Source organism: Caulobacter sp. ALps2, from assembly GCF_058681635.1.
The window spans coordinates 163,970-188,967 of record NZ_JBZWKE010000002.1 but is presented as its reverse complement, the minus strand read 5'-3'; the positions used below and the strand labels follow the sequence as shown (position 1 = coordinate 188,967).

General features: G+C 66.1%; 22 protein-coding genes and 3 pseudogenes. 12 read left to right on the top strand and 13 right to left on the bottom strand.

Annotated features, from left to right (window positions below):
• Window positions 1-160 precede the first annotated feature (160 nt).
• Window positions 161-1,315, top strand: coding sequence for an IS110 family RNA-guided transposase (locus ACW173_RS25920; RefSeq protein ID WP_492086104.1), 1,155 nt, complete (start codon window positions 161-163; stop codon window positions 1,313-1,315).
• 306 nt (window positions 1,316-1,621) lie between these two features.
• Here ACW173_RS25920 and ACW173_RS25915 read toward each other — a convergent pair whose 3' ends face one another.
• Complete coding sequence (locus ACW173_RS25915; RefSeq protein WP_492086103.1) at window positions 1,622-2,968, bottom strand: dihydrolipoyl dehydrogenase family protein; 1,347 nt, start codon at window positions 2,966-2,968, stop codon at window positions 1,622-1,624.
• Window positions 2,969-3,033: 65 nt separating this feature from the next.
• Window positions 3,034-3,258: a GDCCVxC domain-containing (seleno)protein gene (locus ACW173_RS25910; RefSeq protein WP_137803526.1), complete on the bottom strand. Its 225-nt coding sequence runs from the start codon at window positions 3,256-3,258 to the stop codon at window positions 3,034-3,036.
• 494 nt (window positions 3,259-3,752) lie between these two features.
• On the opposite strand from ACW173_RS25910, the gene ACW173_RS25905 reads away from it, so the two are divergent.
• Window positions 3,753-4,196, top strand: a complete 444-nt coding sequence (locus ACW173_RS25905) for a MerR family transcriptional regulator (RefSeq protein WP_137803524.1) — start codon at window positions 3,753-3,755, stop codon at window positions 4,194-4,196.
• 232 nt (window positions 4,197-4,428) lie between these two features.
• On the opposite strand, the pseudogene ACW173_RS25900 reads toward ACW173_RS25905, so the two are convergent.
• Window positions 4,429-5,219 (bottom strand): annotated as a pseudogene (locus ACW173_RS25900) (transposase); the annotation flags it as partial.
• A 104-nt stretch (window positions 5,220-5,323) separates the two neighbouring features.
• Between ACW173_RS25900 and ACW173_RS25895 the strand changes: the two are divergent.
• Entirely contained in the window at window positions 5,324-5,986 is a 663-nt protein-coding gene (locus tag ACW173_RS25895) for an MBL fold metallo-hydrolase (RefSeq protein ID WP_137803523.1), read from the top strand.
• Between the two features lie 7 nt (window positions 5,987-5,993).
• Here the strand turns inward: ACW173_RS25895 and ACW173_RS25890 are convergent, their stop codons facing one another.
• Entirely contained in the window at window positions 5,994-7,424 is a 1,431-nt protein-coding gene (locus ACW173_RS25890) for a YncE family protein (RefSeq protein ID WP_291841690.1), read from the bottom strand.
• Complete coding sequence (gene copM / locus ACW173_RS25885) at window positions 7,421-7,756, bottom strand: CopM family metallochaperone (protein WP_291841730.1); 336 nt, start codon at window positions 7,754-7,756, stop codon at window positions 7,421-7,423. The genes ACW173_RS25890 and copM overlap by 4 nt, the downstream gene beginning before the upstream one ends.
• Before the next feature lie 119 nt (window positions 7,757-7,875).
• Between copM and ACW173_RS25880 the strand changes: the two genes are divergently transcribed.
• Both ACW173_RS25880 and ACW173_RS25875 read left to right on the top strand, forming a co-directional pair.
• A complete protein-coding gene (locus tag ACW173_RS25880; RefSeq protein ID WP_291841689.1) occupies window positions 7,876-8,811 on the top strand; it encodes a LysR family transcriptional regulator in 936 nt (311 codons plus the stop codon).
• Between the two features lie 129 nt (window positions 8,812-8,940).
• Entirely contained in the window at window positions 8,941-9,345 is a 405-nt protein-coding gene (locus ACW173_RS25875) for a hypothetical protein (RefSeq protein WP_492086102.1), read from the top strand.
• A 137-nt stretch (window positions 9,346-9,482) separates the two neighbouring features.
• Here ACW173_RS25875 and ACW173_RS25870 read toward each other — a convergent pair whose 3' ends face one another.
• Genes ACW173_RS25870 through ACW173_RS25860 form a run of 3 tightly spaced genes read right to left on the bottom strand, consistent with a single transcriptional unit; the run spans window position 9,483 to window position 12,765 of the window.
• Window positions 9,483-10,454: an ExeA family protein gene (locus tag ACW173_RS25870; protein WP_492086101.1), complete on the bottom strand. Its 972-nt coding sequence runs from the start codon at window positions 10,452-10,454 to the stop codon at window positions 9,483-9,485.
• On the bottom strand, window positions 10,448-12,115 hold the full coding sequence (locus ACW173_RS25865; RefSeq protein WP_492086100.1) for a transposase family protein: 1,668 nt from the start codon (window positions 12,113-12,115) through the stop codon (window positions 10,448-10,450). Before ACW173_RS25865 ends, ACW173_RS25870 begins: the two co-directional genes overlap by 7 nt.
• A complete protein-coding gene (locus ACW173_RS25860; protein WP_492086099.1) occupies window positions 12,115-12,765 on the bottom strand; it encodes a recombinase family protein in 651 nt (216 codons plus the stop codon). Before ACW173_RS25860 ends, ACW173_RS25865 begins: the two co-directional genes overlap by 1 nt.
• Window positions 12,766-13,005: 240 nt before the next feature.
• On the opposite strand from ACW173_RS25860, the pseudogene ACW173_RS25855 reads away from it, so the two are divergent.
• The 6 genes and pseudogenes from ACW173_RS25855 to ACW173_RS25830 all read left to right on the top strand — a co-directional run.
• Window positions 13,006-13,396, top strand: a pseudogene (locus ACW173_RS25855) (superoxide dismutase); the annotation flags it as partial.
• 371 nt (window positions 13,397-13,767) lie between these two features.
• Entirely contained in the window at window positions 13,768-14,985 is a 1,218-nt protein-coding gene (gene chrA, locus ACW173_RS25850) for a chromate efflux transporter (protein WP_171012804.1), read from the top strand.
• 136 nt (window positions 14,986-15,121) lie between these two features.
• A complete protein-coding gene (locus ACW173_RS25845) occupies window positions 15,122-16,009 on the top strand; it encodes a DUF1259 domain-containing protein (protein ID WP_101711774.1) in 888 nt (295 codons plus the stop codon).
• A 209-nt stretch (window positions 16,010-16,218) separates the two neighbouring features.
• Window positions 16,219-16,410: a hypothetical protein gene (locus tag ACW173_RS25840; RefSeq protein ID WP_137803289.1), complete on the top strand. Its 192-nt coding sequence runs from the start codon at window positions 16,219-16,221 to the stop codon at window positions 16,408-16,410.
• Between the two features lie 755 nt (window positions 16,411-17,165).
• Window positions 17,166-17,996, top strand: coding sequence for a hypothetical protein (locus ACW173_RS25835; RefSeq protein WP_492086098.1), 831 nt, complete (start codon window positions 17,166-17,168; stop codon window positions 17,994-17,996).
• Entirely contained in the window at window positions 17,932-18,429 is a 498-nt protein-coding gene (locus ACW173_RS25830) for an alpha-ketoglutarate-dependent dioxygenase AlkB (protein ID WP_492086097.1), read from the top strand. The genes ACW173_RS25835 and ACW173_RS25830 overlap by 65 nt, the downstream gene beginning before the upstream one ends.
• Window positions 18,430-18,438: 9 nt before the next feature.
• On the opposite strand, the gene ACW173_RS25825 is transcribed toward ACW173_RS25830, so the two are convergent.
• The 4 genes and pseudogenes from ACW173_RS25825 to ACW173_RS25810 form a co-directional block, all read right to left on the bottom strand.
• Window positions 18,439-18,936: a hypothetical protein gene (locus tag ACW173_RS25825; protein WP_492086096.1), complete on the bottom strand. Its 498-nt coding sequence runs from the start codon at window positions 18,934-18,936 to the stop codon at window positions 18,439-18,441.
• A gap of 158 nt (window positions 18,937-19,094) precedes the next feature.
• A pseudogene (locus ACW173_RS25820) lies at window positions 19,095-19,388 on the bottom strand (DUF6088 family protein); the annotation flags it as partial.
• Between the two features lie 89 nt (window positions 19,389-19,477).
• Window positions 19,478-20,380, bottom strand: a complete 903-nt coding sequence (trbB, locus tag ACW173_RS25815; RefSeq protein ID WP_492086227.1) for a P-type conjugative transfer ATPase TrbB — start codon at window positions 20,378-20,380, stop codon at window positions 19,478-19,480.
• Between the two features lie 59 nt (window positions 20,381-20,439).
• Window positions 20,440-22,359, bottom strand: a complete 1,920-nt coding sequence (locus tag ACW173_RS25810) for a type IV secretory system conjugative DNA transfer family protein (protein ID WP_492086095.1) — start codon at window positions 22,357-22,359, stop codon at window positions 20,440-20,442.
• A 119-nt stretch (window positions 22,360-22,478) separates the two neighbouring features.
• Between ACW173_RS25810 and ACW173_RS25805 the strand changes: the two genes are divergently transcribed.
• Window positions 22,479-23,486: a restriction endonuclease gene (locus ACW173_RS25805; RefSeq protein WP_492086094.1), complete on the top strand. Its 1,008-nt coding sequence runs from the start codon at window positions 22,479-22,481 to the stop codon at window positions 23,484-23,486.
• An 8-nt stretch (window positions 23,487-23,494) separates the two neighbouring features.
• Here the strand turns inward: ACW173_RS25805 and mobQ are convergent, their stop codons facing one another.
• The gene (gene mobQ, locus ACW173_RS25800) at window positions 23,495-24,994 is read right to left on the bottom strand and encodes a MobQ family relaxase (RefSeq protein ID WP_492086093.1); all 1,500 of its coding nucleotides are present in this window, start codon (window positions 24,992-24,994) and stop codon (window positions 23,495-23,497) included.
• Window positions 24,995-24,998 lie beyond the last annotated feature (4 nt).

Sequence of the window (24,998 nt, the reverse complement as noted above, 5' to 3'; positions counted from 1 at the left end):
GCCCACTCGCCCGACAATACCAATGTTCGATTGTTCCCTCCGAGGGCGGGTGGTCGCGAAATACTCAAAGCAAAAATGAAGATCCCATGGGGCGGGGTAGCGCTCCGCTCGGCCACCGGCAGAGTGAGGGCGCTATGTCCAACCCGCCGGAGCTCGCCCGATGCATGACCACCTAGAACACACCGCCATCCGCACCGACCTCGGCGCGATCTTTGTCTCGCTGGAGCTCAGCCGATCGATCTGGCTGATCACCTCCCTCTCGCCTGGCGCAGGCGAAAAACTATCCCGGCACTCAGTTCCCGCAGGCGACGTCGGTGGTTTGCTGGCCCGGCTCGCTCAGCTCAAGCACAAAGCGGCCGACCGTCTAGATAGGGAATTCCCCTTCATCGTCATCCAAGAGGCCGGTCTTGACGGGTTCTGGATCCATCGGGTCCTGGAGAGCGAAGGCATTGAAAGCCATGTCGTCGATGCCGCGTCGGTCCTGGTGTCGCGCCGGCGGCGCCAAGCCAAGACGGATCGGATCGACGGCGAGACGCTGGTGCGTACGCTTTTGGCCTACAAGCGCGGCGAGCCCCGGGTTTGTTCAATGGTCCGACCGCCCTCCCCCGAGGAGGAAGATCGCCGGCGGATCTGTCGTGAGCGGAAGACGCTGCTCGCCGAGCGCATCAAGCACACGAACAGGATCAAGGGACTGCTCTGTGCACAGGGCATCTTCGACTATGATCCACTCCTTCGGAACCGGCGTGCCCGACTGGACGGCCTACAGACCGGTGACGGTCGAACCTTGCCCGCGCGGCTAAAGGCGCAGATCGGCCGGGAACTGGATCGGATCGAATTGCTGTTGGATCAGCTGAAGGCCGTCGAGGTCGAGCGCGATGCTCTCATCCAGCCTGCCGAGGAGACCGCGCCGACGCCGGCGGTGATGCTGGCGCAGTTGAAAGGCATAGGCTCGCAGATCGCCGCCATCTTGTGGTCCGAAGCGCTCTACCGGAAACTCGATAATCGGCGACAGGTGGCGGCCTACGCCGGCCTGGCCCCGACGCCCTGGAAAAGCGGATCAATCGACCATGAGCAGGGCGTGGCGAAAGCCGGCAATCCTCGCCTGAGAACGACGATGATCCAAGTGGCGTGGCTGTGGACACGGCATCAGCCCACATCGGCCCTGAGCCAGTGGTTCTTCGAGCGGGTGGCACGCAACGGCGGTCGGATGCGCAAGAGCAACATCGTGGCGCTGGCCCGGAAGCTCCTGGTGGCGTTCTGGAAGTACGTCAGCAGCGGCGTTGTTATCGAGGGAGCCGTCATGCAGGCCACCTGACAACGACCACCCTATCCCAAGGGCCTGATCAGTCCTGAGGGATCCAGGTGGACGAACCGATTGCAGCCGTGGCCTTCAACCAGCCGCAGATGAAGAATGGTCCCGTCCTCCTGAGCCGCCGCCATCGAATGCGGGAAATTGGTTCGCCGCCACAACGCGGCCACCGAATGTGAGGTTGATCTGGTTGAGGCCAGGTCGCGGATACGGCTCAGACCGCGGATTCTGAAACTCCGATGAGGCTCGCCACACGCTGCTAGCCTTGGCCAGGCGACAATGCTGGAGCGTCCGGATGCGACGCCCCAGCCGTCAGAGCATGTAGCCGACGTCGGATGCGCCGGTCGGATAGGCGAACATTGTGGACCGGACGTCGGCCGCTGTAAGGCCGTGGCGGATCGCCAACCCGAAGATGTTGATGACCTCGTCGGCCTGAGGTCCCACGAGATGGGCGCCGAGGATCAGGTCGGTATCCTCGTCGATCAGCACCTTGTGGCCGTAGATGCACTCGGCCAAGCGGCGTGCGCTGAACCAGTCCGGCGTTGAGGCGGCGTTGACGCGGAAGCGGCGCCCGCTGCGATGTGCAGCGGCCTCGTCCATCCCAACGGACGCGATCGGCGGCACTGTAAAGGCCACGCTCGGTACGCCGCGATAGTCCGGCTCGCGCGCGGGCCCGCCAAGCAGATTGGCGGCGACCACCTTGCCGTCGTGGCTGGAGACTGGCGTGAGCGGTGGCCCCACCCCGGCGGCGTCGCCAGCGGCGTAGACTCGCGGGTTGGAGGTGCTCTGGAGATGTCCGTTGAGCAGCAGGCGTCCTTCCTTCACCGCAACCCCGCCGGCGGCGAGATTCAACGCCTCGAGGTCGGGGCCGCGGCCCGCCGCGTGGACCACCAGGTCAGCGGAAACCTGGACGTCCGGTCCGTCGCGCCGCGTCCCGTGGACAGTCAGGTCGTCGGCGTTCTGCTCAACGGCGGAAACGCTCACACCGGTCTCGACGGTGATCCCGAGCTCACGGAAGCGCGGAGTCAACCATCCAACAATGTCGGCGTCGAAGTGCGGCAGGAGCCTTGGGCCTCGCTGCAGGATCACGACCTCTGAGCCAGCGCGCGCGGCGAGGTGGGAAAATTCGGCCGCAATGTATCCGCCCCCGATCAGGACGATGCGCCGTGGAAGGCTCGGCAGCTCAAGGAAATCGTCGCTTGTGGAAACCAGATCCGCCCCAGGAATGCCCAGCGGGATGGCGCGTGCCCCGGTCGCGATCAGGATGTGGCGGGCCATCAGCCTGCGCCCGTCCACCTGGATCGTCTCGGGGTCCGCGAAGCTGGCAAGCCCGTGGAAAGAATCGATCCCCAAGTCGGCGTATCGATCTTCCTGCTTTGCAGGGATCGGATCGGTGAACGTTCGCTTGAAGGCCATCAGTTCTGGCCAGTCGATCGACAGCTCGCCCTGGACTCCATGCCCGCGCATGCGTTGCGCAGCATCGATGGCCTCTTCGCCGCTGACCAGCATCTTCTTGGGATCGCAGCCTCGCAGCGCGCAGGTGCCGCCGAACGGAAGATGGTCGATTACCGCAACCGACCAGCCGGCAGCGCGGACCTTTGCGATGGCGACCTGCGCAGCCGTTCCGCTGCCGATGACGATCAGGTCGTAGGCGTCCATGTCGTCATCTCCAACCTGCCGGCGCGGAGCCCGCCCGACCAATGTCAAACGCTTGCCAACGAGGCTCAGCCGCAGCAGGCCTTGCCGCCATCCTCCTGGATCGGCGGGCACGGCACGTCGCCGTAGGAACAGTACACGCAGCAGTCGCCGGACTTCGGCTTCAGGACGGCGCCGCAACCTAAGCAGTCGTAGAAATACTGGCAGGCGTCGGTCGGCATAGTCTCGGTCGCCCGGTGACCGCAGTGCGGACAGGTAAGGGTCGAGCGGGCCTCGATCTGCACGTGGCTCATCCGCGGGCGCTCCGGATGAGGGACAGCGCCCAGGGCTCAACAATGGGCTGCCAGGTCAGGGCGAGGAGGCAGAGGGCCGTGGCCACGCCCAACATGGCGGTCCCCAACCGCGACGGTGCGCGACAGGCGGCATCGGTGCGACACATTCGGGCACGCCGCCAAGTCAGAACCCAACCCACGCCGACCACGCCCAGCGCGGCGAACGTGATCCAAGTCCGCTGACCGGCGATCCATCCAAAACTTCCGAGGCCTAGCCCTGCTAGAGCGAGGGACATCGGCAAGACGCAGCAGGCGGCCCAGGCGAAGACCGCACCCGCCGCAGCCACAACGGCGGCCCAGCTCAGGGCGGTCTCGGCAGGCTTCCCGCCATCTCCGTCCGGTCGTGCTCGAAGCCCGCTACTCGCCGTCATGTCATCGTCTCCTGGCGCCATGAGAACGAGGATGCCATCTGTAGCGGCTACAGACTCAAGCCCTAAACGTAAAGTCATGCTCCGATGACCGACCAGGCGATCCAGATCGGCGAGCTCTCACGCCGGACACGCTGCAATATCGAGACGATCCGCTACTACGAGCGGATCGGCCTGATGCCAGCCCCGCCGCGGCGGGGACGCTATCGCAGCTATGGCGCCGAAGACGTCGGCCGGCTCGGCTTCGTGCGCCGGGCGCGCGAACTGGGCTTCACGCTGGACGAGGTGCGTGCCCTACTGCGCCTCGCCAGCGGCGGAGAAGCGTCCTGCGCCGAGGTGAGGACCCTGGCCGCGTCGCACCTGACGGATGTCCGCGCGCGGATCGCCGACCTCAGGCGCATGGAGCGAGTCCTGGCGGACTCGGTGCGAGCCTGTGACGCTGGACAGGACTCAGGCTGTCCGCTGATCCAGTCCCTATATGCGGAACGCGGGCAGTCGAGCGACAGCCTTGACACTAAAATCCCCATGTGAGGCTGCAAGGAGCCTGGACGCAGGCCAGGCGGGACGCGCCGTCGAGCGGCCGGCGGTGCCTGAAGGCGCCCGCCAGGGGCGAACCCGTAGGAGCCGCGGCACGCGGCGGGACCGAGCACGCCCGCCGGCCGCTCTCCGTTTCCGGGGCGTTGCGGGGCAGGCTGCGCAGAAACTCGGCCGAGCTATCTTGCCCAACGAGTGAGCCGCAGCGCAAACAGCCCGTGATGAGGCGTTATCCCGCCCCTCGGACGGTGTTTGCGGCGTGGAGGATATTGAAGGCGGGGATCGAGAGCGCCGCTTCCGCCTTCACCGCTCTAAGACCTCTGGTTAGGAATCTTCCGCCGCCCGACATCCGCTTGATGGTGCCGAAGGGATGCTCGACCGTGCATCTTCGGATGGTCATGAGGCTGGGATTGGTATGGATGCGCTCCTCCATCCGATCGAGCGCGCTCTGATCGACAAGCCGATGGATGGTGCGCTGGGCGCCAGGGGTGCATTTTGATTTGATCGGGCAGCTGCCGCAGGCGGGCGTTCGATACCTTATTGCCCGGTTGCGGGTGTGAATGCCGGAGGGGTTTAGCGTCTGACCGGCCGGGCAACGAATGCTGTCGCTCACTTCGTCGTAGGTGAAGTGAGCCTGCCGGAAGTGGTCCGTGCTCATTGCGCCTCGCTTGATGGGCGCAGCCACTTCAATGTGGTCGCGCTCGCATCGAGCGATCTCCTCAGCGTTGGATAGCCGCCGTCGGCGAGCACCTAGAGGTTTTCAACCTCCAAAACCTCTTTGGCTGCGACCGCCATGGGATGGAGCAGATGGCTGTCGTTGGCGTCGTTGCAAACGTCGTGGTGGATGATCAGGCCGCTCTCGACGTCAACGACGCTTTGGAGATTCTACGAAGGGCTCTTCGGCGCATGGCCGTAGCCCATCGGCCGGGCCTCTGGTTCACCGAAGACCATGACCTTCTCATCGCAGCCCTCGAGCTCCTGCTGCCGAAGCACCAGGCGTTGCTTGCGGCGCTGAAGAGAGCCTAAGGCGATCGTCGCTGGGCGCAAGCCGCACCCGCCAAGACATTAGTCGAGGAACTGCAGGGGCGTGGGCGCCTTGAGTCTCGGCCTCCAGGAAGCACGCCATGCACATTGAAAAGTTCGTCCACTCCTGCCTGCGGCTGACCGTCGGTGCAGACGCCCTGCTCTTCGACCCGGGCAAGTTTGGGTTCATCGACGGCCGGGTCGATCCCAAGACACTGGCGGGCGCCAACGTCGTGGTGATCACCCACGCTCACCCGGATCACCTCGATCCGGCGGCCCTCAAGACCATCCTGGCCGGCGGCGGACAGGTCGTCGGAAACGCTGAGGTTCGCGATAAGCTGGCCGACGAAGGCCTCGCGGTCGAGGTGTTCGACGAAGGTGTCCGCCGGTTCGGGGCCTTCGAGTTGCGCGCCATCCCTGTCCCTCACGAACCGATCCTGGCCAAGGATACGCCGCGGGTAACCGCCTTCCTGGTCAACGGCCGCGTGCTCAATTGCGGCGACTCCTTCGACGATGCGCTGCTCCCCCATGCCGGCGTCGAGGCGCTCGCCCTGCCCGTCATGGCCCCATACCTGACGGAGCTGAAGGTGATGGCCTTCGCTAAGGCCATGCGACCCAAGTTCGCCCTGCCCCTCCACGACGGCCATGCCCGCGATTTCTTCGTGGAGCAGCGCTACGACACCTACGAGCCCTTCTTCCGTGAAGCCGGCATAGAATTCGTGCGGCTGGCTAAACCTGGCGACGCCTTCGATCTAGCTGAGTGACAGGCCGCTAGCGCTGGGTCTGCACCACAATCCCGAGTTCATCGGGCTTGCCTTCGGCGATCACCAGATAGCGGCGCGGCGCCGGCGTGTCGGCGCTGACCACATTGCGTAGCGGTCCCACCGCGTTGACCACGGCCGACCCCGATGGGCTTGTCATGAAGCCGGCCAGGGCCTGCAGCTTTCCCTCGCCCTTGGGATTGTCGGCGATCGCCAGCACATAGGCCGCCTTCGGCTTTAGACCCACGGCCGCCGCCTGCAGGATCTGCACTTGGCCCTGGTCGAACAATGTCACCTGGGTGGGTGGTCCGCCCGCGGCGCCGGCGAGAGTCAGGCTATCGGATTTAGCGGCCAAGCCGAGCGGCTGGAGGTTGGCCGTACCCGGGCCAGTGGGAACAGCGTTGGGGACATAGGCCACGCCCTGAGGCGCCTGGCCGATCGGGATGGTGGCGATCACGGTGTTGGTCGCCGTATCGATGGCCGCCACCGCGTCGCCATTCTCCAGGCCGACATAGACGCGCGAGCCGTCACCGGACGGCCATAGGCCATGCGGCAGCGCGCCGACCTTGATCTCGGCCACCTGGGCGAAGCTGTCCGTCCGGAACACTTTCACCGCGTTCTGCGTGCCGACGGTGACATAGGCGAACTGGCCGGCGCCATTGCGCACGGTGTTGACGTGGTTGGTGATCGGGCCGGTGTCGAGCGTCTTCAGAACCGCGAACGGCGGCTTGGCGTCGAACACCATCACCTTGCCGATGTCCTTTAGCGTCAACCAGACCTGCTTGCCGTCCGGGGTGGCGGCGATGTCCGGGCAGAACGGGCTTTCTTGTTTCACCCGGCCGACGATCGCCTTGGTCTTGGTGTCGATCACCACGGTCTCCGGGGTGAAGCTCGAGCACACGTAGGCATACCGGCCATCGGGGGCGAAGATAGTCATGCCCGGGCCGTTGGGCACTTTGATCCGCGCTGTCTCCTTGTAGGTCGCGCCGTCGAGCACCTGCAGATAGTCCTCACCGCGCACCGCGACCCAGACTTCCTTGCCGTCGGGGGTGAAGAAGGCCTCGTGCGGCGAGCGGCCGACATATGCCGTGTGCTTCACCGCGTTGGTCGCTGTGTCGATGAAGGTCACTGAATTGGAGCCGATGGAGATCACCGCCAAGGTCTTGTGGTCCGGCGAGAAACCCATCCCATGGACCAGCAACTGGCCCTTGTAGAGCGGGCTCAAATTCATGGGCGTCTGGTCGCCTAGCTTAATGACGCCGAGCAGCTTGTTAGCGGCCGGGTCGATCACCGAGACGGTGTTTGAGAACTGGTCCGACGTATAGATGCGGTCGCGGTTGCTCACCGCAATGTCGGGCGCGCTTGCGGGTCCAGGCGCTTGCCCGGCCCAAGCCGGCGCGGCGCTGGCCAGCAACAGGATGAAGGCGAGACTGCGGGTCATTGCGGGTGTCCTTGCGGATGGGTGGCGGGGGCCTCGTCCAGAATCTGCTGCATCACGGCGATCTCCTGGGCCTGTTCGACGATGATGCCCTGGGCCAGGCGACGCAGGCGGGGATCCTTGCCGTACTGCAGCTGGACCTTGGCCATATCGATGGCCCCCTGGTGGTGCGGGATCATCATGGCGGCGAAATCGCGGTCAGGATCGCCGGACGGCGGCAGCATCATCGCGTGATGCATTCGCGTCATGGCCTCGGCCATCCGGGCATCGAACCCGTCAGCCGCCGCGATAGCGCTGGAAGCGCCCGCGACCGACACGAAGGCCGCAAGACCCATCCAGACACGAGGTGAGCGGCGACTAGGCAGCGCAGGCGGTTGCATGGGTGGTTCCTCAAAAACGCGATCGCACCTTCGACGCGCCAATTCATGCGGTCTAACGGGATCGTCGACTAAGAATGTTCGAAACGACCGAACGATCCTGGCGTTATGATCATGAAAACCAGGATCAGCTCGTGACCCTCGAACAGCTCCGCATCTTCCTCGCCGTCGCAGAGCGCCAGCATGTCACCCGGGCGGCCGAAGCCTTGAACCTGACCCAGTCGGCGGTCAGCAGCGCCATCACCACCCTCGAGGGGCGCCACGGCGTCGCCCTGTTCGACCGGGTCGGCCGCAGCATCGTGCTCAATCGCGCCGGTGAGGTGTTCCTGGCGGAGGCCCGCAAGGTCCTGGCCCAGGCGCAGGCCGCCGAGGCGGCCCTGGCAGACCTCAGTGGGCTGGAACGCGGACGCCTGTCTATCCACGCCAGCCAGACCATCGCCAGCTACTGGCTGCCGCCGCGCTTAACGCTCTTCCACGCCGCACATCCCGGCATCGAGATCGACGTGGCGATCGGCAACACCGCCCAGGTCGCCCGCGCGGTCGCGGAGGGGGACGCTGAGATTGGCTTGGTCGAAGGCGAGGTGGACGATCCGGTGCTGAGCCGTTCAGTGATCGATGAAGAGCAACTGAGCCTTGTCGTCGCCCCATTGCATCCCTGGGCTTCCGCCCACACGAGCGCCGATCATGACCTGACCAAAACGGCTTGGGTTTTACGGGAACCCGGCTCCGGCACCCGTGCGGCGTTCGAGCACATGCTGGCCGCTCGCCACCTGTCTCTATCCGACCTGAAGATCGCCATGGTCCTGCCGGGCAATGAGGCTGTCCGCTCGGCCGTCGAAGCGGGGGCGGGCGCCGGAGTGATGTCTCAGACCGTCGCGCGACTGGGCGTCGCGCGCAAAGCCCTGGTTGAGATCGCGTTCGATCTGCCGCCTCGGCAGTTCTACCTATTGCGGCACAAGCAGCGCTATCGCAGCCGCGCGGGAGACGCCTTCCTGGAGATGGCGAAGCCGTAAGGCAAGATCGTTCGGAACTATCGAACGAACATACACAAACGTCTCGTTGGATAAGAATGGTCTGACAGCCCAGGGTGTCGGTCAAGGAGCGCGCCGCCAATCGGCCTCCACTCTAACGGAGTGACCCTAATGACCACCTTGACCGCCTTAGCCCCCTACCCCGTGTTCCGCGACACCACTCGGGCCAGCCGCCCACCGGCGCAAATGGTTGCAAGCGCTGACCGTGAGTTCGAAGACCTGCGCCGCGACGCGCCGGACCTTGGGGTCAATGGCGTCCATCCAACGGCCGTCAAAGCCCTGATCGGCGTCTATGGCGTGCTTCTGTTGACCTTCTGGGCCTTCTTCGGCGGGCCGGAGACGGCCCTTACCCTGGGCATCATCACCGTTCTGGGCGTCATGTTCTTCGGTCTGCTAGGTGTAGCGACGCGCAATAATGAACGGCTCGACGCGAGATTCACGGCGCTTTTCCATGCTAATTGGCTGAGACGGATCAGGTCATTCGACGCAAATTGTGTGAGATGCAAGTCAAATTGACTGATACGGACGCGCGCTATTTGAGACTGACGCGCGATCCCTGAGACGCTTGGTTATGCCGGATGTTTCTCTGTTCGTTCTTCTTGGCGTACTTTAGCGAACAAACCTTGAGGCCGACCGCCGCCGCCTCCGCTGCCTCAGAGAGGCAGGCCGGCGGTCCTCATCTCTTCCATCAACTCGGCGGAGCGGACGGGATCGAGCCCACCCCGGAAGAGTTGCCGGATCTCCTTGGGCTTGGCGTCGAAGAGTTCGGCCAGGGTCTTGAGATCATAGCCATGCCGATTAAGTTGGGGCTCCAAGTCGTCGACGCGTCGCGACAGCACCGTATCGACGATCGTTCTGTCGATCGGCTTCACGCCGGCCTCGAAACCAGCCTCGAACGCCCGGACCAGCGTGCTGCTCAGCTGCAAGGGCGTCTTGAGCTTCACCGCGAGCAAGGTCGCGGCCTCTTCGGTCAGAACCTCATCCGGCTCGATGCCGGCCTGGAGCGAACTCTTCAGCGTCCAGTCGATGAAGTCGTGCTGGCGCTCGCGTAGGCCGCCAAATTCAAAGACGGTGGCGCGGTCGCCCACCTCCTCCATGCTGGGACGTCGAAGATCGTTCTTCAGCTTGGGGTGGCCGACCAGGACGACGGAGAGCTGGCCGCCGCCCTCGACGACCAACTCGATCAGGCGTTTCAGCGCGGTCAGGGTCTTGGGGTGCAGGCCGTGAGCGTCGTCGATGAACAAGGCCACCGGCTTCTTGGCCTTGCGGAACAACTCCTGAAGGTCGCGCTCGCGCCGTTCGCTCTGGCGCGAGATCACCACGCCCTTGTCGGACGACAGATCGTAGAACAAGGCGGAGATCAGCAGCGGGACGGTGATCTTGACCTTGTCGACGGTCAGGGACCGGGAGACGATCACGCGCCCCTCGCGTTCGAGATCGGCCCGCAGGCGACGCGACAGCACCGTCTTGCCCGAGCCGATGACGGCGGTCAGGGCGATCAGCCGGCCATTGATGATCGCCGTGCGCAGATCTCGCAAGATCTGGACGTGGTGGTCGGTCTCGAAGAAGTCGACATCAACCGGCGAACGCTCCAGGCCGTAGAACTCCATCACTTCGGTCAGCATCCGTAGAGCCCTCCTCGGCGGCCTTGGGGGAAGTGTTCGCGGACGGCCGCCAGAATCTCCGGCCTGGCCAGCGTGCGGTCGAGCAAGTTATCGACAAAGCGTCGGTCGTCTTCCGACAGCTTGGCCAGCGGAAAGCGGAGTTCGTCGGCTATGGCGCGCCGAGCGGCCAACACGCTCGGAAAAGCCAGCTCATGAAAGGGATCGGGATCGCGGAACGGTTTTGCAGGAACGGGATCAGGTTCGGACCGGGCGCCGATCATCACCACGTCTTGGTCACCGCTCAGCGCCGAACGCGGCAAGCTGAGCTTGGCTGCCAAGTCGCCGACCTTGTCCGCCCGGATCTCGCGGCGGCCTTTGCGGTGCTTTCGATAGCGATGCAACGGAATAGGACCGCTGACGGGGTAATAGGGTCCAAATCGCTCCTCGCCGTGCTCGACGAATAGTTCCTGGTCGAATAGCCCCCACCAGACGACCACCGTTTCGCCGGCCAGATCCGGGTCGACCTCATAGACGACGCCAGCGACGGTAATCCGGCAATCGATCCCGACCACGCGTCGCTCGGGTTCCCGGGCGAAGGTGCAAAATCGTTCCCAGGCGCACATCTGACGAACCCCACCGGCAGGAAGGTGGCTCAGCCAATCATCGAGGCGGCTGTGGGGCTCGGTGCGATGGTCGCGAGCATTGTAGTTGGCGACATAGCGGGCCAGCCAGCGATTGGCCTCGTCCTCGGTGTCGGGCTGATGGAAATGATAAAGGGTTTCGTGCGCCTCCTTCAGGGTGCGGAAGGGGCGTTCGACCTTGCCCTTGGCGCGGGCCGTGGTTCGCCGCCCATCACTGCCCGCCGGCATATGAACCTTCACCTCAATGCCGAGGCTGTCCATCACCCGCTGAAACACCGCCGATTTCGAGACCGGCCCGCTGTCGACATAGAGTGTCGTCGGAATGCCTTGGAAGGGATCGGCCGTGTCTATCTTCGCCGCCATGGCGTTGAAGAGGAACCGCAGCGCCGACTCCGCGTCCTCGCCATGGACGCAACGATATTCCAGATAGCCGACCCCGGAGCGGTCATCGATGACGCTGAACAACATCAGGGTCGGAGCCCTGCCGTGATCGGGATCGATCCAAGGCGGGGTGGCCAGTTGCTTTAGCTCCGACGTGCTCATGTCGAAATGCCACAGCGCGTTGGCCTCTTCGGCTTGGAAACGCACGGCGGGTGGCGGCCGGCTCATGCGCGCACTATCATAACCCAGTTGGCGCATATGGCGATTGAGCGTCGAAGCGGTCAGCTGGCCAGGCGGGAGTTTCCGCAAACCGTCGGGGGTCTCGACGCCGTGGTTTTCGAGAAGCTCAAGGATCCTGACCGTCGAGAGATGGCGGCCCTTTCGGTTGGTCGTTCGGACCTTCATGGCCGCGACGATCGCGCACCAGGCTTCGATCTCGTCGGCCGGCATCACACGCGGCTTACCATGGTCGGCACGACGAGCGCCCCGCACCTTTCGATCGCCCCTAAGAAGTCGGTAGAGCGTCGCTCGGCTGACGCCATAGAGCGCGCCGGTCGATTGGAGTAGTTGCTGGCGGTCGGGATGCCGGCCAGGCAAGGCGGCCAAACGTCGTCGGAGGCTAGCCAGCGCCTCGACCGGGACGCTGGAGCCCGGCGACATCAGCCGGCAGCTTGCAACTGGCGCGGCCTTGCGGCCGCGGGGGCATCGAGCAGGGCTTGTCCCGCCGCCTTGGGTGTTCCGTCGCCGTTGACATAGACATAGAGCGTGGTGGTGGTCAGCCCCAGACGGCGGGCGACCTCCGTGGCGTTGGCCGCCGGATCGGCCAGGGCGGCCATGGCCATCATCAGGGTCGCGCGGTCCATCTTGCGAGGACGCCCGCCCATGCGTCCCCGGGCTCTGGCGGCGGCAAGGCCGGCATTGGTCCGCTCTGAGATCAGCTCGCGCTCGAACTCGGCGAAGGCGGCGAAGATGCCGAACGCCAGCCGACCATTGGCCGTCGTCGTATCGATCTGGGCCCCGGCCCCAGCAATCACCTTCAGGCCAACGCCGCGCGTCCGCAGCTCATCGACCGTATTGACCAGGTGGCGAAGGTCGCGCCCGAGCCGGTCGAGCTTCCAGAGAACGAGGGTGTTGCCCGGCTGAAGCGCCTTTAGGCAAGCCGTCAGGCCTGGGCGGTCATCGCGCCGACCAGAGGCCAGGTCCTCGTAGATCCGCTCAAGCGCAACGCCGGCGGCGGCCATGGCGTCGCGCTGCGGGGCCAGGGTCTGGCTGCCGTCCGACTTGGAGACGCGGATGTAACCGACCAGCACGCCTGAGCCCCGTCAGAAAAGACCGGGTGAAGGGTGCAAGCTTGCGATCATTTCCGCAACGGGTTTTCTGGTGATGCAAGTGCTTTCTCGGTGCGTCTACGGTGACCGTAAGGAAACCGGCCGTTTTCCTGGGGGGTGACGCGGGCGAGCCCATTGGCGTGATTAGCGTCTCAATGACGTCTCTGGTTTCGCGCGGCGCTGAAAGGCCAGGGCAATTTTTGCTGCGATTTCGTTGAGCTGCGCGAGGAACTGTTCGCCTGGAACTCCATGGTCCTGCACGAGGTGCATTTCGAAGGCTCGGCGAACGTGGCGCGCCGGTCGCACCGCTCGCGAGCGCCATCGAACGTGACTTCGGAAGCCACGATAGCTGGGCGGCGGAGTTCGCCGGCATGGGCAAGGCGCTCGGCGGCGGTTCCGGCTGGGTTCTGCTGGCCTGGAGCGAGCGCGACCAGCGGCTTGTCCATCAGTGGGCCTCCGACCACACCCAAATCGCCGATGGCCGGCCGCTGCTTGCTTTGGACATGTACGAGCACGCCTATCACATGGACTACGGGGAGCTCACGTCGACGCCTACATGAAGGCGTTCTCCTGGGGAGGCGACAACGCGCGCTTCGCCCGCGCCGTCGCCTGATGCGCATCGATGTCGAATCGTGAGCGGCTGTGGCCCTGACGGGCTGCGCGGCGCCAATTGGACGAGCAGGCCCTTCCAATCGCGCTTGCAAGGCGGTAGCTATCGCCCACCGGGCCATCGCGGATCGCCCGGTTAGACGGCCCGGTCGTCCAAGATCCGCTCCTTGGAGCGTGCGCGTAAGGCGCGCGCAGGGGAGCGTGTGCCTTGGATTTCGGTTTGTGCGTCGAGCCCGCGTGGGCTTCTTTTTTCCTAGCAAGCGAACGTCACCGCGAAAGCCGGGTCGGTCCGCCTTGCTTGGGCGATTTCGCGAGCCATCCTTCAGCGCGGCCACGCAATCGCGCGTGCGATCTGAGCCACAGCGGAGTGATGGCATGACCGCGTCTGCCGAACTCGATATGGCTGCCGAGCCGCAGCCGCCGGCGCTGAGCTATCCGCAGCTGTTCTTACGCTTCCTGCGATTCGGGCTGATGGCCTGGGGCGGGCCGGTGGCCCAGATCGCGATGCTACGGAAGGAACTGGTCGAGGAGGAACGCTGGATTTCCAGCGCGCGCTTCAATCGCCTGCTCGCTGTCATGCAGGTTCTCCCTGGGCCAGAGGCCCATGAGCTCTGTGTTCACCTTGGCATGCGCGCCAAGGGCCGGCTCGGAGGCATGCTCGCGGGGCTGGCGTTCATGCTTCCCGGCTTCCTGCTGATGTTCGCCTTGTCCTGGCTCTACTTCGCGATGGACATCCAGTCGTCTGCGCTCGGCGCCGCCTTCCTCGGCGTGCAGGTGGGCGTCGTCGCCATGATCGTGCGAGCGGTGCACCGGATCGGCGAACATGTGCTGAACGACCGGTGGCTCTGGGGCCTGGCCCTCGGCGTCGGGTTGGCATCGCTCCTAGGCGCGAGCTTTTGGGTCGTGCTGCCCATCGCCGGGGTGGTCTATGCGCTTGCTGCATCGGGTCGGCAATCTCTGGCGCTCGTGTGCGCGTTCATCGGGGTCGCCCTAGCGACCGCCGTCATCTGGTGGTCGCCGGGCGTTCAACCGGGCGATGTGCAAGCCGTCGGCGCATCGGCTGGTCCGGTGGCTCTCTTCCTCTCCGGTCTCAAAGCCGGGTTGCTGACGTTCGGCGGAGCGTACACGGCCATCCCGTTTCTCCGGAACGACGCGGTGGGGCGGGGTTGGATGACCGACGGTCAGTTCCTCGACGGTCTGGCGCTCTCGGGCATCCTGCCGGCGCCGTTGATCATCTTCTCCACCTTCGTGGGCTACGTCGGCGGCGGCCCGATTGGCGCCCTAGCCATGACCGCCGGGATTTTCCTGCCCGCCTTTGCGTTCTCGCTGATCCTCTACGATCGTCTGGAAGCCGTCCTGGAGGTCAAGCAGCTGCACGCGCTCCTGGAGGGCGTCGCTGCCGGCGTGGTGGGCCTGATCGCCGCAACGACGCTGCAGCTCGGGCAGGCGACGGCGGAACGGGTCCCGGTGCTCTGGCCAGCCCTGGTCATCTTTGCTGGCGCGCTTGCCATCCTTTATCTTTGGAAGAGCAAGCTCAACATCGTGGCCGTGATCTTCGCCGCCGGGGCGGCGGGCTGGTTCGCCTATGGGTGAGCAAAGCCCCCCCCGCGGGGTCAGACGCCAGTCTGGACGCCCACGTCCCCATAGCCGGCCCAACAAGTTGTTGACTGTCGAAACCGTGTTGATGAGCCGCAGCGCACGGGCGCTGCGGCGAACGAGGAGAATATCTATGAAGCGAATTACGCTGACGCTGACGCTCGTCGCCGGCGCCTTTTTTGGCCAAGCCGCGAGCGCGGCCCCTGACTGGGCCGCCGTGGGCCGCGCACTGGGCAAAGAGGGCGCTGTGCAGCCCGGCGGAGTCTATCGAGTCGGGATGCCGCGGACCGATCTCAAGGTGACCCTGGACGGGGTGCCGATCAGGCCTGCGCTGGCGCTCGGATCCTGGCTTGCGTTCCAGGACATGGGCGACCACGCCATGGTCATGGGCGACCTGGTTCTCACGCACGAGGAGGTGAACCCGGTCATGAAGGTTCTCGTCGAAAACGGCCTCGAAGTGACCGCGCTCCACAACCACCTTCTGCGGTCCTCGCCGGCCACGATGTACATGCACGTAGGTGGTCACGGAGATCCGGTGAAGCTTGCCGCGGCGCTGCAGAAGGCGATCACGCAAAGCAAGACCCCGATGGGGGCGGCATCCACGGTCGCGCCCGCTACGCCCGCTCCCGCGATCGACACGGCCGGCCTTGACCGCACGCTGGGCTACAAGGGCAAGGCCACGGGCGGCATCTACCAGTTCAGTGTTCCGCGCGCGGAGCCGGTTCGGGAAGCCGGCGCTGTGGTGCCCGAAGCCATGGGCTCGGCCACGGTCATCAACTTCCAGCCCACCGGCGGCGGCAAGGCCGCCATCACCGGTGACTTCGTCCTGACGTCCGACGAAGTGAACCCGGTGATCCGGGCGCTTCGGGCGAACGGCATAGAGGTCACCGCGCTCCACAACCACATGCTGGACGACGAGCCGCGACTGTTCTTCATGCATTTCTGGGCGAACGACGACGCGCTGATGCTCGGGCGCGGGCTTCGGTCGGCGCTGGATCACGTCAAGGCCGCCAAGCCATGAGGACCTGGGCCGGCATGGCGGCGACGGCGGTCTTGGCCGCCGCGCTCTCCAGCGGAGTGACTTGGGCCGTGGCGGGCAAGGATCGTGAGCCGACAGCGTTGCAGGGGGTAGGCCCGAACGGGCCACCGCTCACCATGACTGTGGCGGGGCTCCAGGCCGTTTGCGAGGTCAATGGCTCAGACCCTCGGAGCTGGTGCGCCGGCTACCTCATGGCCGCCGCCGACACGCTGCAGGCTTTCGGCGCAGGAGGGCACAAGGCCGGGACCTGTGCTGTCTCCTACCGGGTGGAGGATCTGGCGCCCCTCTACACGGGATGGGCGCGCCGATCCCCGCAGGCTGCGGATCTGCCGATGCTCGCCGGGGTCAGTCTGGCATTCCGCGAAGCCTGGCCCTGCCCCTAAGGCTTCACGGGGACACTCGGACAAGGCGCTAGGTCTCTTGCAAAGGCGCTCGCCCCGGCGTTTACGTGCGTTTCGAGGTGATACTCGTTCCGACCGATCCAGTTCAGATATCCGGCGCGCAGCGGTCGTCGGATTGCGGAGGATCGTCGCACACGCCATGGCGATCACCCGCAATGCCTCCCGCTCTGAGACGCGTCTCACCGACCGTGGGTCGGTCTCAAATAGTGCGCGTCGGTCTCAATCATTGTGATCTCAGTCTCACACAATGTGCGCCCCGGAGCGGCGAACGTCTCAGCTAATGTGCGTCGAAAGGCGTCATGAATCTCGCGTCGAGCCGTTCACTATTGCGCGTCCCTACAGCTAGGATCGGTTCGCAAGCCTTGGCGTAGCACCACGCGTCGACCCGCCCATGCCCCACGGAGACAGACCATGTCCGACCAAAACACCCAAGGCCGAAAGGCCAACGAAGCCGAGGCTCCAGGTGACTTCACGGCCCTGGGCGGGAAGAAGGTCCAGCGCGAAACAGTCCTTCCGTGACGTTGAAATCAGCTGGTCGTTGGAGAAGGTCATGCGCCCCCGCAAAGTCGTTTTCTTGATCTAGGGGTGTTCTGCAGTCAGCTCAATCAGAGGCTGCGAGACGGTCCGCCGTTGGAGCCCACGGGCGCACGGCCGACACTCCATCGGCGAGTGAACACCAACTTCAGTTCCCGACACAGTTGTGATAGAACCGCGTTCTTCGACCGGGGGGTTCCAAGATGCGCATGATGTTTGGAGCGGCCCTCGCCGCCGCCGCCGCCGTGCTTGGCGGCTGTACGACGACGCTTTCGACCACGCCCGATCGGTCGACCACGGCCAATCGCGGCGACGCCATCTTCGGCGTGCCTTACGCCCTGCCGATGGCGCGGTTCGACGTCACCTTCACACGCGCCCTCAGCAAATGCCCCACGGAGAGAACGGTCGTGCTGGGCGGACAGACCTTGACCATGCTGGACGGCGACCTGGCGCTGTCGCGCAAGGCCGAGGCGGTCTCGGGCTACGGGCCCGGCGAGCGGTACACGGTCGACTATCGCGGCTTGCAAAAGCCCTTCAAGACCTCGGGCTTCATCTTCGCGGTCAACAGCAACGGCACGCTCAAATCGATCAACGCCAGCGCCGACGATCAGACCGGGGAGGTCGCCAAGAACGTCGTGGCCATCGGCCTGAAGGTGGCCACCCTGAGCACAAATCCGGCGGCCGGCGCGGTCGTGGGCGCGCTGCAGGCGGCCGGGACCTCGGCCGATGCGGCCCAGGCCCAAGCGGCCAAGTCGGTCGGCGACCTGGAACGGCGTCAGGCCTTCTTCTCGGAGTCAAAGGCGGCGCGATCGAAACGCCAGCAGGCGCTGGCCGCCGCGACATGGCCTGGGCCAAGCGCTCGCGCAATTTCTGCTGAGGATGCCGATGGACGCCCAGCCCTGCCTGTTCGACCTGCCCCTGGCGCCCAGGAAGCCCCTGCCCGAGGGCTTCCGCTATCAGGAGAACCTGGTGACCCCGCAGGAGGAGCGCGACCTGGTCGCCAGCTTCCAGGATCTGCCGTTCAAGCCCTATGAGCACCTGGGCTATTTCGGCAATCGCCGCATCGCCGGCTTCGGCTGGCGCCAGGACGAGGACGGAAAGATGGTCGAGACCGGCGAGCCGATCCCCGACCTCCTCGCGCCCCTGCTGGAGAAGGTCGCCGCGTTCACCGGTCTTGCTCGCGAGGCCTTCCGCCACGCCCTGGTTACCGAATACTCGCCCGGCGCCGGCATAGGCTGGCACCGCGACCGCCCGCCGGCCGTGGCCGTCGCCGGCGTCTCGCTGCTGTCGCCCTGTAACTTCCGCCTGCGCCGCCAGACCGGAGCGGGCTGGGAACGCGCCTCGATCATCGCCGCCCCGCGCTCGGCCTATCTGATGAGCGGCCCCTCGCGCAGCGACTGGCAGCACTCCATGCCGGAGGTCGAAGCCTTGCGCTATTCGGTGACCTTCCGGACCGTCCGCCGCTGAGCCCCGCCGTCAGCGTTCGGCCAGCTCGGCCTGGATCCGCTCCATGTGGTCAAGGGTCTCGTCCACGGCCAGGACGGCGCGAAGCTTGGCCTCCTCAAGGCTGCTGCGCCAATGGGGGATCGAGGGCGAGTAGCCGCCGGGCCCCTCGGCCACGTGCTGGGCGTGGATCTGCCAACGGCCCCGCGTCTGCGGACTCAGGGACAATCGCACCCCCTGGATCTCGGCCACATAGCCGCCGTCGGCGCGCTGCCGCCATTCGGTGGCGGCGACCAGGCGCTGGGCTCTGGACTGCTCGCGCTCCAGAAGCGTCAGGATCACCTGCATCCCGCCGGTGACCCGCGCCACCTCGCCCGCCATGCGCTGGATGCTGCGCAGGATGGTCTTCATCTCGCGGCGATCGCCCAGCGCGTTCATCAGGCCTGCGAAGCGGCTCTGATTGAGCTCCAGGCCGGTGATCGCCTCGCGGAACTTGGCCGCTTCCGCAGTCTCGGTCACGACGGTGTCCATGACAATTCCCTACGACGGTTTGTCGTATAGAAACTACGACAAAACGTCGTACCCGTAAGGGCGCCGCGTCGATCCCGGGTTAGATCGCGCCCGGCGCGTTCATCAGCGCCTCAAACCTGATCGAAGGCCAGATTCATCACGGCGCCGGCGCCCGGGGCCAGGTCGTTGACCGCCGTCATGCCGTCGATCAAGAGCCGGATGTGATCGCGCCGCGCCACCGCGTCGATCACGGCGGTCGGGTCGGGCGGGCTGAGCTGCTAGGTCAGGCTGTTGAGCTTGGGCTTGTCGTAGAGGCCCCGGCCAATCCGGCGCAGCACGCCCTGCGTCTGCCGGCGTTGCAGCGCCTTGTCCACGGCGTCGCGACCGCCCAGGTCGGTGAAGTCCGACGGCGTCCAGACCTGGCGGCCGGCCGCCTGGCGATCCGGTCGTCCATGGTCGAGGTGAGTTGTGATCGGCCGCTGGTCATGTCCGAAATATGTAGACAATTTTCGGACATCGCCATTCGTTCAAGCGTCCAAAATTTGTATCCAACTTTCGAACGTCAGTCCGCCACGGCGGTCAAGCGATACTCGCCGTCGATCCAGCCCTCGACCCGAACCAGGCTCTCCAGCCGGCGGCCGTCCGGCGCGCGGCGGATGTACGCCACCAGGTTGACGGCCTGGCCGATCGCCCGATGGGGCACGCGCGGCGCGACCTCGCCGATCAGGTCTTCCAGCCGACTGAGGGCTTCGCGCGCGCTGTTGGCGTGGAGCGTGGCCAGCCCGCCCGGATGGCCGGTGTTCCAGGCCTTGAGCAAGTCCAGCGCGCTACCGTCGCGGACCTCGCCGATGATGATGCGATCCGGGCGAAGACGCAGCGCGGCGCGCACCAGATCGGCCATGGTGACCGGCGGCTCCGTGCGCTTGGTCAGCAGGGCGATCTGGTCATTGGCCGAGCACTGCAGTTCGGGCGTATCCTCGGCGATCAGCACCCGGTCGGCCGCGAAGGCCGGTTCGGCCAGCACCGCATTGGCCAGGGTCGTCTTGCCGCTGCCCGTGCCGCCGGCGATCAGGATATTGTCGCGACGCTCGGCGGCCGCGCGCAACGCCTGGGCCTGCTCGACAGTCATGACGCCGGTCTTCACATAGTCGTCGAGGGTGAAGATCACCTCCGGCCGCTTGCGGATGGTGAAGGCCGGCGCCGTCGACACGGGCATGAACACGCCTTGAAAGCGTTCGCCCGACCTGGGCAGGGTGGCGCTGACCAAGGGCTGATCGCGGGTGACCACCTCGCCCACGTGGTCGGCGACCAGCCGCAGGATCCGCTCGGCGTCGGCCGGGGCCATCATCTCGCCGCTGAAGGTGCGGCCCTGGCCGATCCGCTCGACCCAGATCGATCCGTCGGGATTGACCATCACCTCGACCACCGACGCCTCGGCCAGGGCGGTGGCGATCACCGGCCCCATAGCTTGGCGCAGCGCGCTGTGCTTCCGGTCGAGCGCTTCCTGGGACGAGGACGCCACGCCTAGTCCTCCTCGTTATAGACGAGGTCGACGATGCTGAGCCCGTCCGAGCAGGCGAGGTTCAGGGACACATCGGCCGCGCGCATGGGCGGCGCGTAATCCTCGATGGCCCGCACGCCCAGCCAGTCGATCGGCGGCTTGCCCGGAACGTCCAGGGTCTCGGGCGTCTGGACGAACTCGGCTTTCTCCCCGTGAAAGAAGTCGCGGCAATGGACCGAGAACAGTGGTTCTTCCCAAAAGCGGATCTTGTCGGCCAGGAAGGGCTTGGCGTTGTTGACGAACAGGAACTGCTTGCCGCCCGGCAGGGCCCGCACATCCTGCTCGGCCAGAACATAACGTTCCACCTCGGCCTGGTTGCGGCTGCGGTGTCCCTTGGCGAACATCAGTCTTGGATCGCTGAAGCTCTCGCGCATTTCCAGGGACCGCCCCGCCCGCTTGATGATCCGCTCGATGCTGGTCGGCTCCGAAGTCGCGAAGGCGGCGGTGATGTGGCAGTTGTCGAAGATCGAGGTGTGCACGCCGTAGTGCTTGAACACGTCGTTAAACGACTGGCAGATCAGGTGGGCGGTGACGCCGTAGCCGGCCATCTCGCCCAGGGCGTTCTCCAGGAACGGCAAAGCGCCCAGCTTTGGGAACTCGTCCAGCATCATCAGCAGCCGGTGGCGCTTCTTGCGGCCGCGGCTGTCGGCGTCGATGGTCTCCATCAGACTGTTGAGGCTCTGGCGCAGCATCACCCGCACCAGGAACGCCAGGCGGTCGGCGTGGGCCTGGGGCGTGATCAGGTAGAAGCTGACGGGCGCCGGCGCGCAGACCAGATCGCCGATGCAGAAGTCCGACCACGACGTGGCGTGCGAGACCAGGGGATCGGCCCACAAGGCCAGCGACTTCTGCGCCGTGGCCAGGACGCTGGAGCGCACCCGGGGCTCCATGCTGCGAAACGCCGTCGCCCCCAGCCAGACCTCCGGATGCACCTCGGCGATCGGCTCGCCGTCGGGGTCGCGCGCCAGGCCGTCGGCGGCGCGTGGGTCGGGGCGCCAGCGATGCTTGGTTCCCAGCATGGCGTCCAAGGTTGCGTTGATGTCGATCAGCAGCCTTCGAACGTAGGTCAGGTTCTTCAGCTCGTCGGGCGCGGTGTAGAGCGCGTGAAGGATCACGCCGGTGAAGAAGTTGGCCGCGCTCTGGTCGAAGAAGTCGAGATTGCCCTGCTTGAGGCCGATGGGATCGACGAGAATCCCGACGATGTTCTGGATGTCGGCGATCTCCATGGGCCCCTTGCGGACCTCGAAGAGCGGATTCCAGCGGGCTGTGTTGGGGTCGGTGGGGGCGAAATAGAAGGTGTGGGAGAACTTGCGGCGATGATCGGCGGTGATGTGCCAAAGCTCGCCCTTGCGGTCGTAGGTGAACTGGCTCTCGCCCCAGGCCGTCTCGGTCGTCACCACGTGGCCCGCGCCCTTCCCCGAACGTGAAGCGCCCACCAGGATGCAATGCTCTACGCCGGTGAAGGTCAGGAGCTTGCCCTTCAGCCGTCCCAGCACCCGGCCGGTAAGCCGCTCGCCATTGAGCAGGCCCGCGGCCCTGGCTTCCGCGACGCCGCCCCAGGCGGCCGCGCCGAACGGCTTGGGCCTGGCGACGAACCGCCGCGTCAACCCGGCGATGAGCAGGATCGGCCAGACGAAGACGCAGAGCCCGACGAGGGCGGCCTGGTCGAAGGCCTGCGGGTACCGCGCAGCCCAACGCCCGTACCAGGACAGGATCGACCACGGCGCATAGATCCTGATCGGACCAAGGTCGCCCCACCCCGCCCCGAACAGGCGGGGATAGGCGAAGAGATGGCCCGCCGTCTGGGTCGCGGCCCAAAGCCCGATCAACGCCAGCAACAGGCTTAGAGGCGCGAGCCAGCGGGCCTTGGCGGACATGGTCATGCGGCCAGCAGAACCTACGGGGCGCGGCGGGCCAATTCCGCATTTCTCCGGGGTCGGGGTGCTTGCGCCAACCGGTTCCTGGCCCGCTAAGGTCCGGAGGCGGCGCGCAGGAGACCTCGATGGGCGGCATCTGGATGAACAACCACGACCTGGCCGACAGCCTGGCCGAAGTCGTCGGCTTCAAGGCCGGCCTGGCGCTCTCGCGCGCCCGGACCGCCGCGATGCTCAAGGCGTACGACGCCAAACTGGCCGAGCGGCTTCTGTGGCCCGACGCGCGCATGATGCGCGTGGAGTCGACGACCTATCAGGAGGCGGCCACCTATCTGCTCTACAAGGTCGGATACGTGGCCACCCCGACGGTCCTGCCGCCGGTGGGCGGGGTCTATCATCGGTACAAGGCCGATCCTGTCCGCGGCAAGCTCACCGCCCCGATCGGCGAGATGCTGGTGGAATGGATGGACGCGGCCCTGTCCGCGCCGGCCCCAGCCAGCGGCCTGGACCCGACCCCGTTCATGAAGCGCGCGGCCGAGACGTTCGGCGCGCCCGGGCTCGACGTCGCCATGGCCTACCTGCGCGGGATCGACGCCAGTCAGCAGGTGGATCCCTGGACGAGCATCCGCCGCACCGACTGGGCCGATACGCGCCAGCTGGAGGACCTGTTCAAGAGCGAAAACCTGGACACGCTGTACGGCAAGTTCTTCGACCAGCGCTTCATCGACTATATCGCCCGCAACTTCGACGAGGAGATCGACGACGTCCATTGGCGCCAGTTCGAGGCGCTGACCGCCGAGCACTTCGAGAAGCAGGGCTTTCGCGCCGAGCTCGGGCCAGGCCGCAACGACGACGGCATCGACGTCCGCGTCTTCCCCAAGGACGACAATCCGAGCCTTCCGCCTCTGATCATCGTCCAATGCAAGCGTGAGAAACGAAAGATCGGCAAGACCCTGCTCAAGTCAGTCTATGCCGACGTGCTCTGGGAGAAGGCCGGCTCCGGCCTGATCGTCACGACTACCGAGCTGTCGCCAGGAACCGACGACATGCGCCAGGCGCGCGCCTATCCGGTCGAGGCGATCGATCGCGGCAAACTGCGCGACTGGGTGCTGGCCATGCGAACGGCGCCGACCTAAGGCGCTGCTCAGCGATCGGGCCCAATCCCCGGGATCTTGCCCTGGACCAGCGCCATCACCTTGCCCAGCGCCCGCTCCTGGGCGAGCGGCGCGTGCGCCTTGACGACATCGACCACGCGGCGATCAACCTCGCGCACCGCCTGCCCCCCCCCCAGGTCCATGCGGGTCGGCGCGACCATCTGGTCGTGGCCCAATTCCCGGGCGACCAGCAGCTTGACCCGGGTGCGCGCGACCGCCTCGATACGCCGGTCGGCGCGCTTGATCTTCCGTTCCAGGGTGCGCGCCTCACGCCGCGCATCGGCCGCGGCGTGCTTGGCCGGATCCAGGCGCGAGGCGACATAGGCGCGGCCGGCCGGGCTGCGCAGCCAGTTTTCCCGAACCGCCAGCTCGACCTCGGCGCGGCGCTGAACCGCCCTGGCGCGATCCAGGGCGTTGAGTTCGGCGTGCGCGGCCCAGATCATGCGAGCCGGGTTGCGGATCCAGCGAAGGAGCGTCTGACGCTGCGCCCGGCCCCGTTCGATCCGTTCCTGAGTCCAGTCCAGACGCCGCGAGGCCGTCGCGCGCCGGGCGAGCGCATCGCCTAGAACCTCGGCCACGACCGCGCGACCGCTCGGGACCTCCACCGGCGACGAGGCCCGAGCATGCTCGCGGGCCCAGCCCTCCCGCTCGCGGATCATGGTCTGATGGATGGTTTCAAATTCGCGGATCACCGCGTCGATCGGATAGGCCTGCCGCGGCCGGCCGGCGGCGAGCCTGTCCTCGAGGTCGCGGATCTGGGCGGGCCGCTGCCCCCGCTCCTGGTTGCGCGTCCGAATCCTTCGGTTGATGTCGCCCCGGTCGGAGCCCTCGCCGCGACGTTCCATCCCGGAGGCCGCCGGGCCCAGATGGATGGTCGGCTCGGCGTCATGACCCTGGTCGCCCAGGCTGTGGCTGGTCACCTGCGGGGCCTCGGGACCCAGATGCTGGCGCAGATGCAGGTTCTGAATCTGCTCCCATTCCAGACGAAGGGCCTTCACCGCGTCGGGGTTGTCCCATTCGCGCGCCTTGAAGCCGAAGCCGTCGGGGCCCACGCGCCGGGTCGTCACCAGGATATGGGCGTGATGATTGCGCTCGTCGCCGTGCGCGTCCGGATAGTGGATTCCATAGTCGGCGATCATGCCCCGACCGACCAGGCTTTCGCTGACGAAGGCCCTGACCAGCGCATGACGTTGCGCGTCCGTCAGCTCGTGCGGCAGCGAGATCAGGACCTCGCGCGCCGTTCGCGAGTCGGCCCGCCGATCGGCCGCCTCGGCGGCGTTCCACAGACTTTCGCGCTCCAGCAAGGCCGCCGGCGCGTCGTCTGGCGCCATCACCCCCGTGAACGCCACCCCGCCCTTGCCGGTGTAGTCGAAGACCATCTCCAGGCGCTCGTCGAGGAGCCTGGCGGCGGCGCGATAGGCCGCGGCGGCCACGGCCGAACGGCCGTCGCTGCGTTTGATCGCCTTCACCTCCAGCCGGTACTGGGCCACCCGA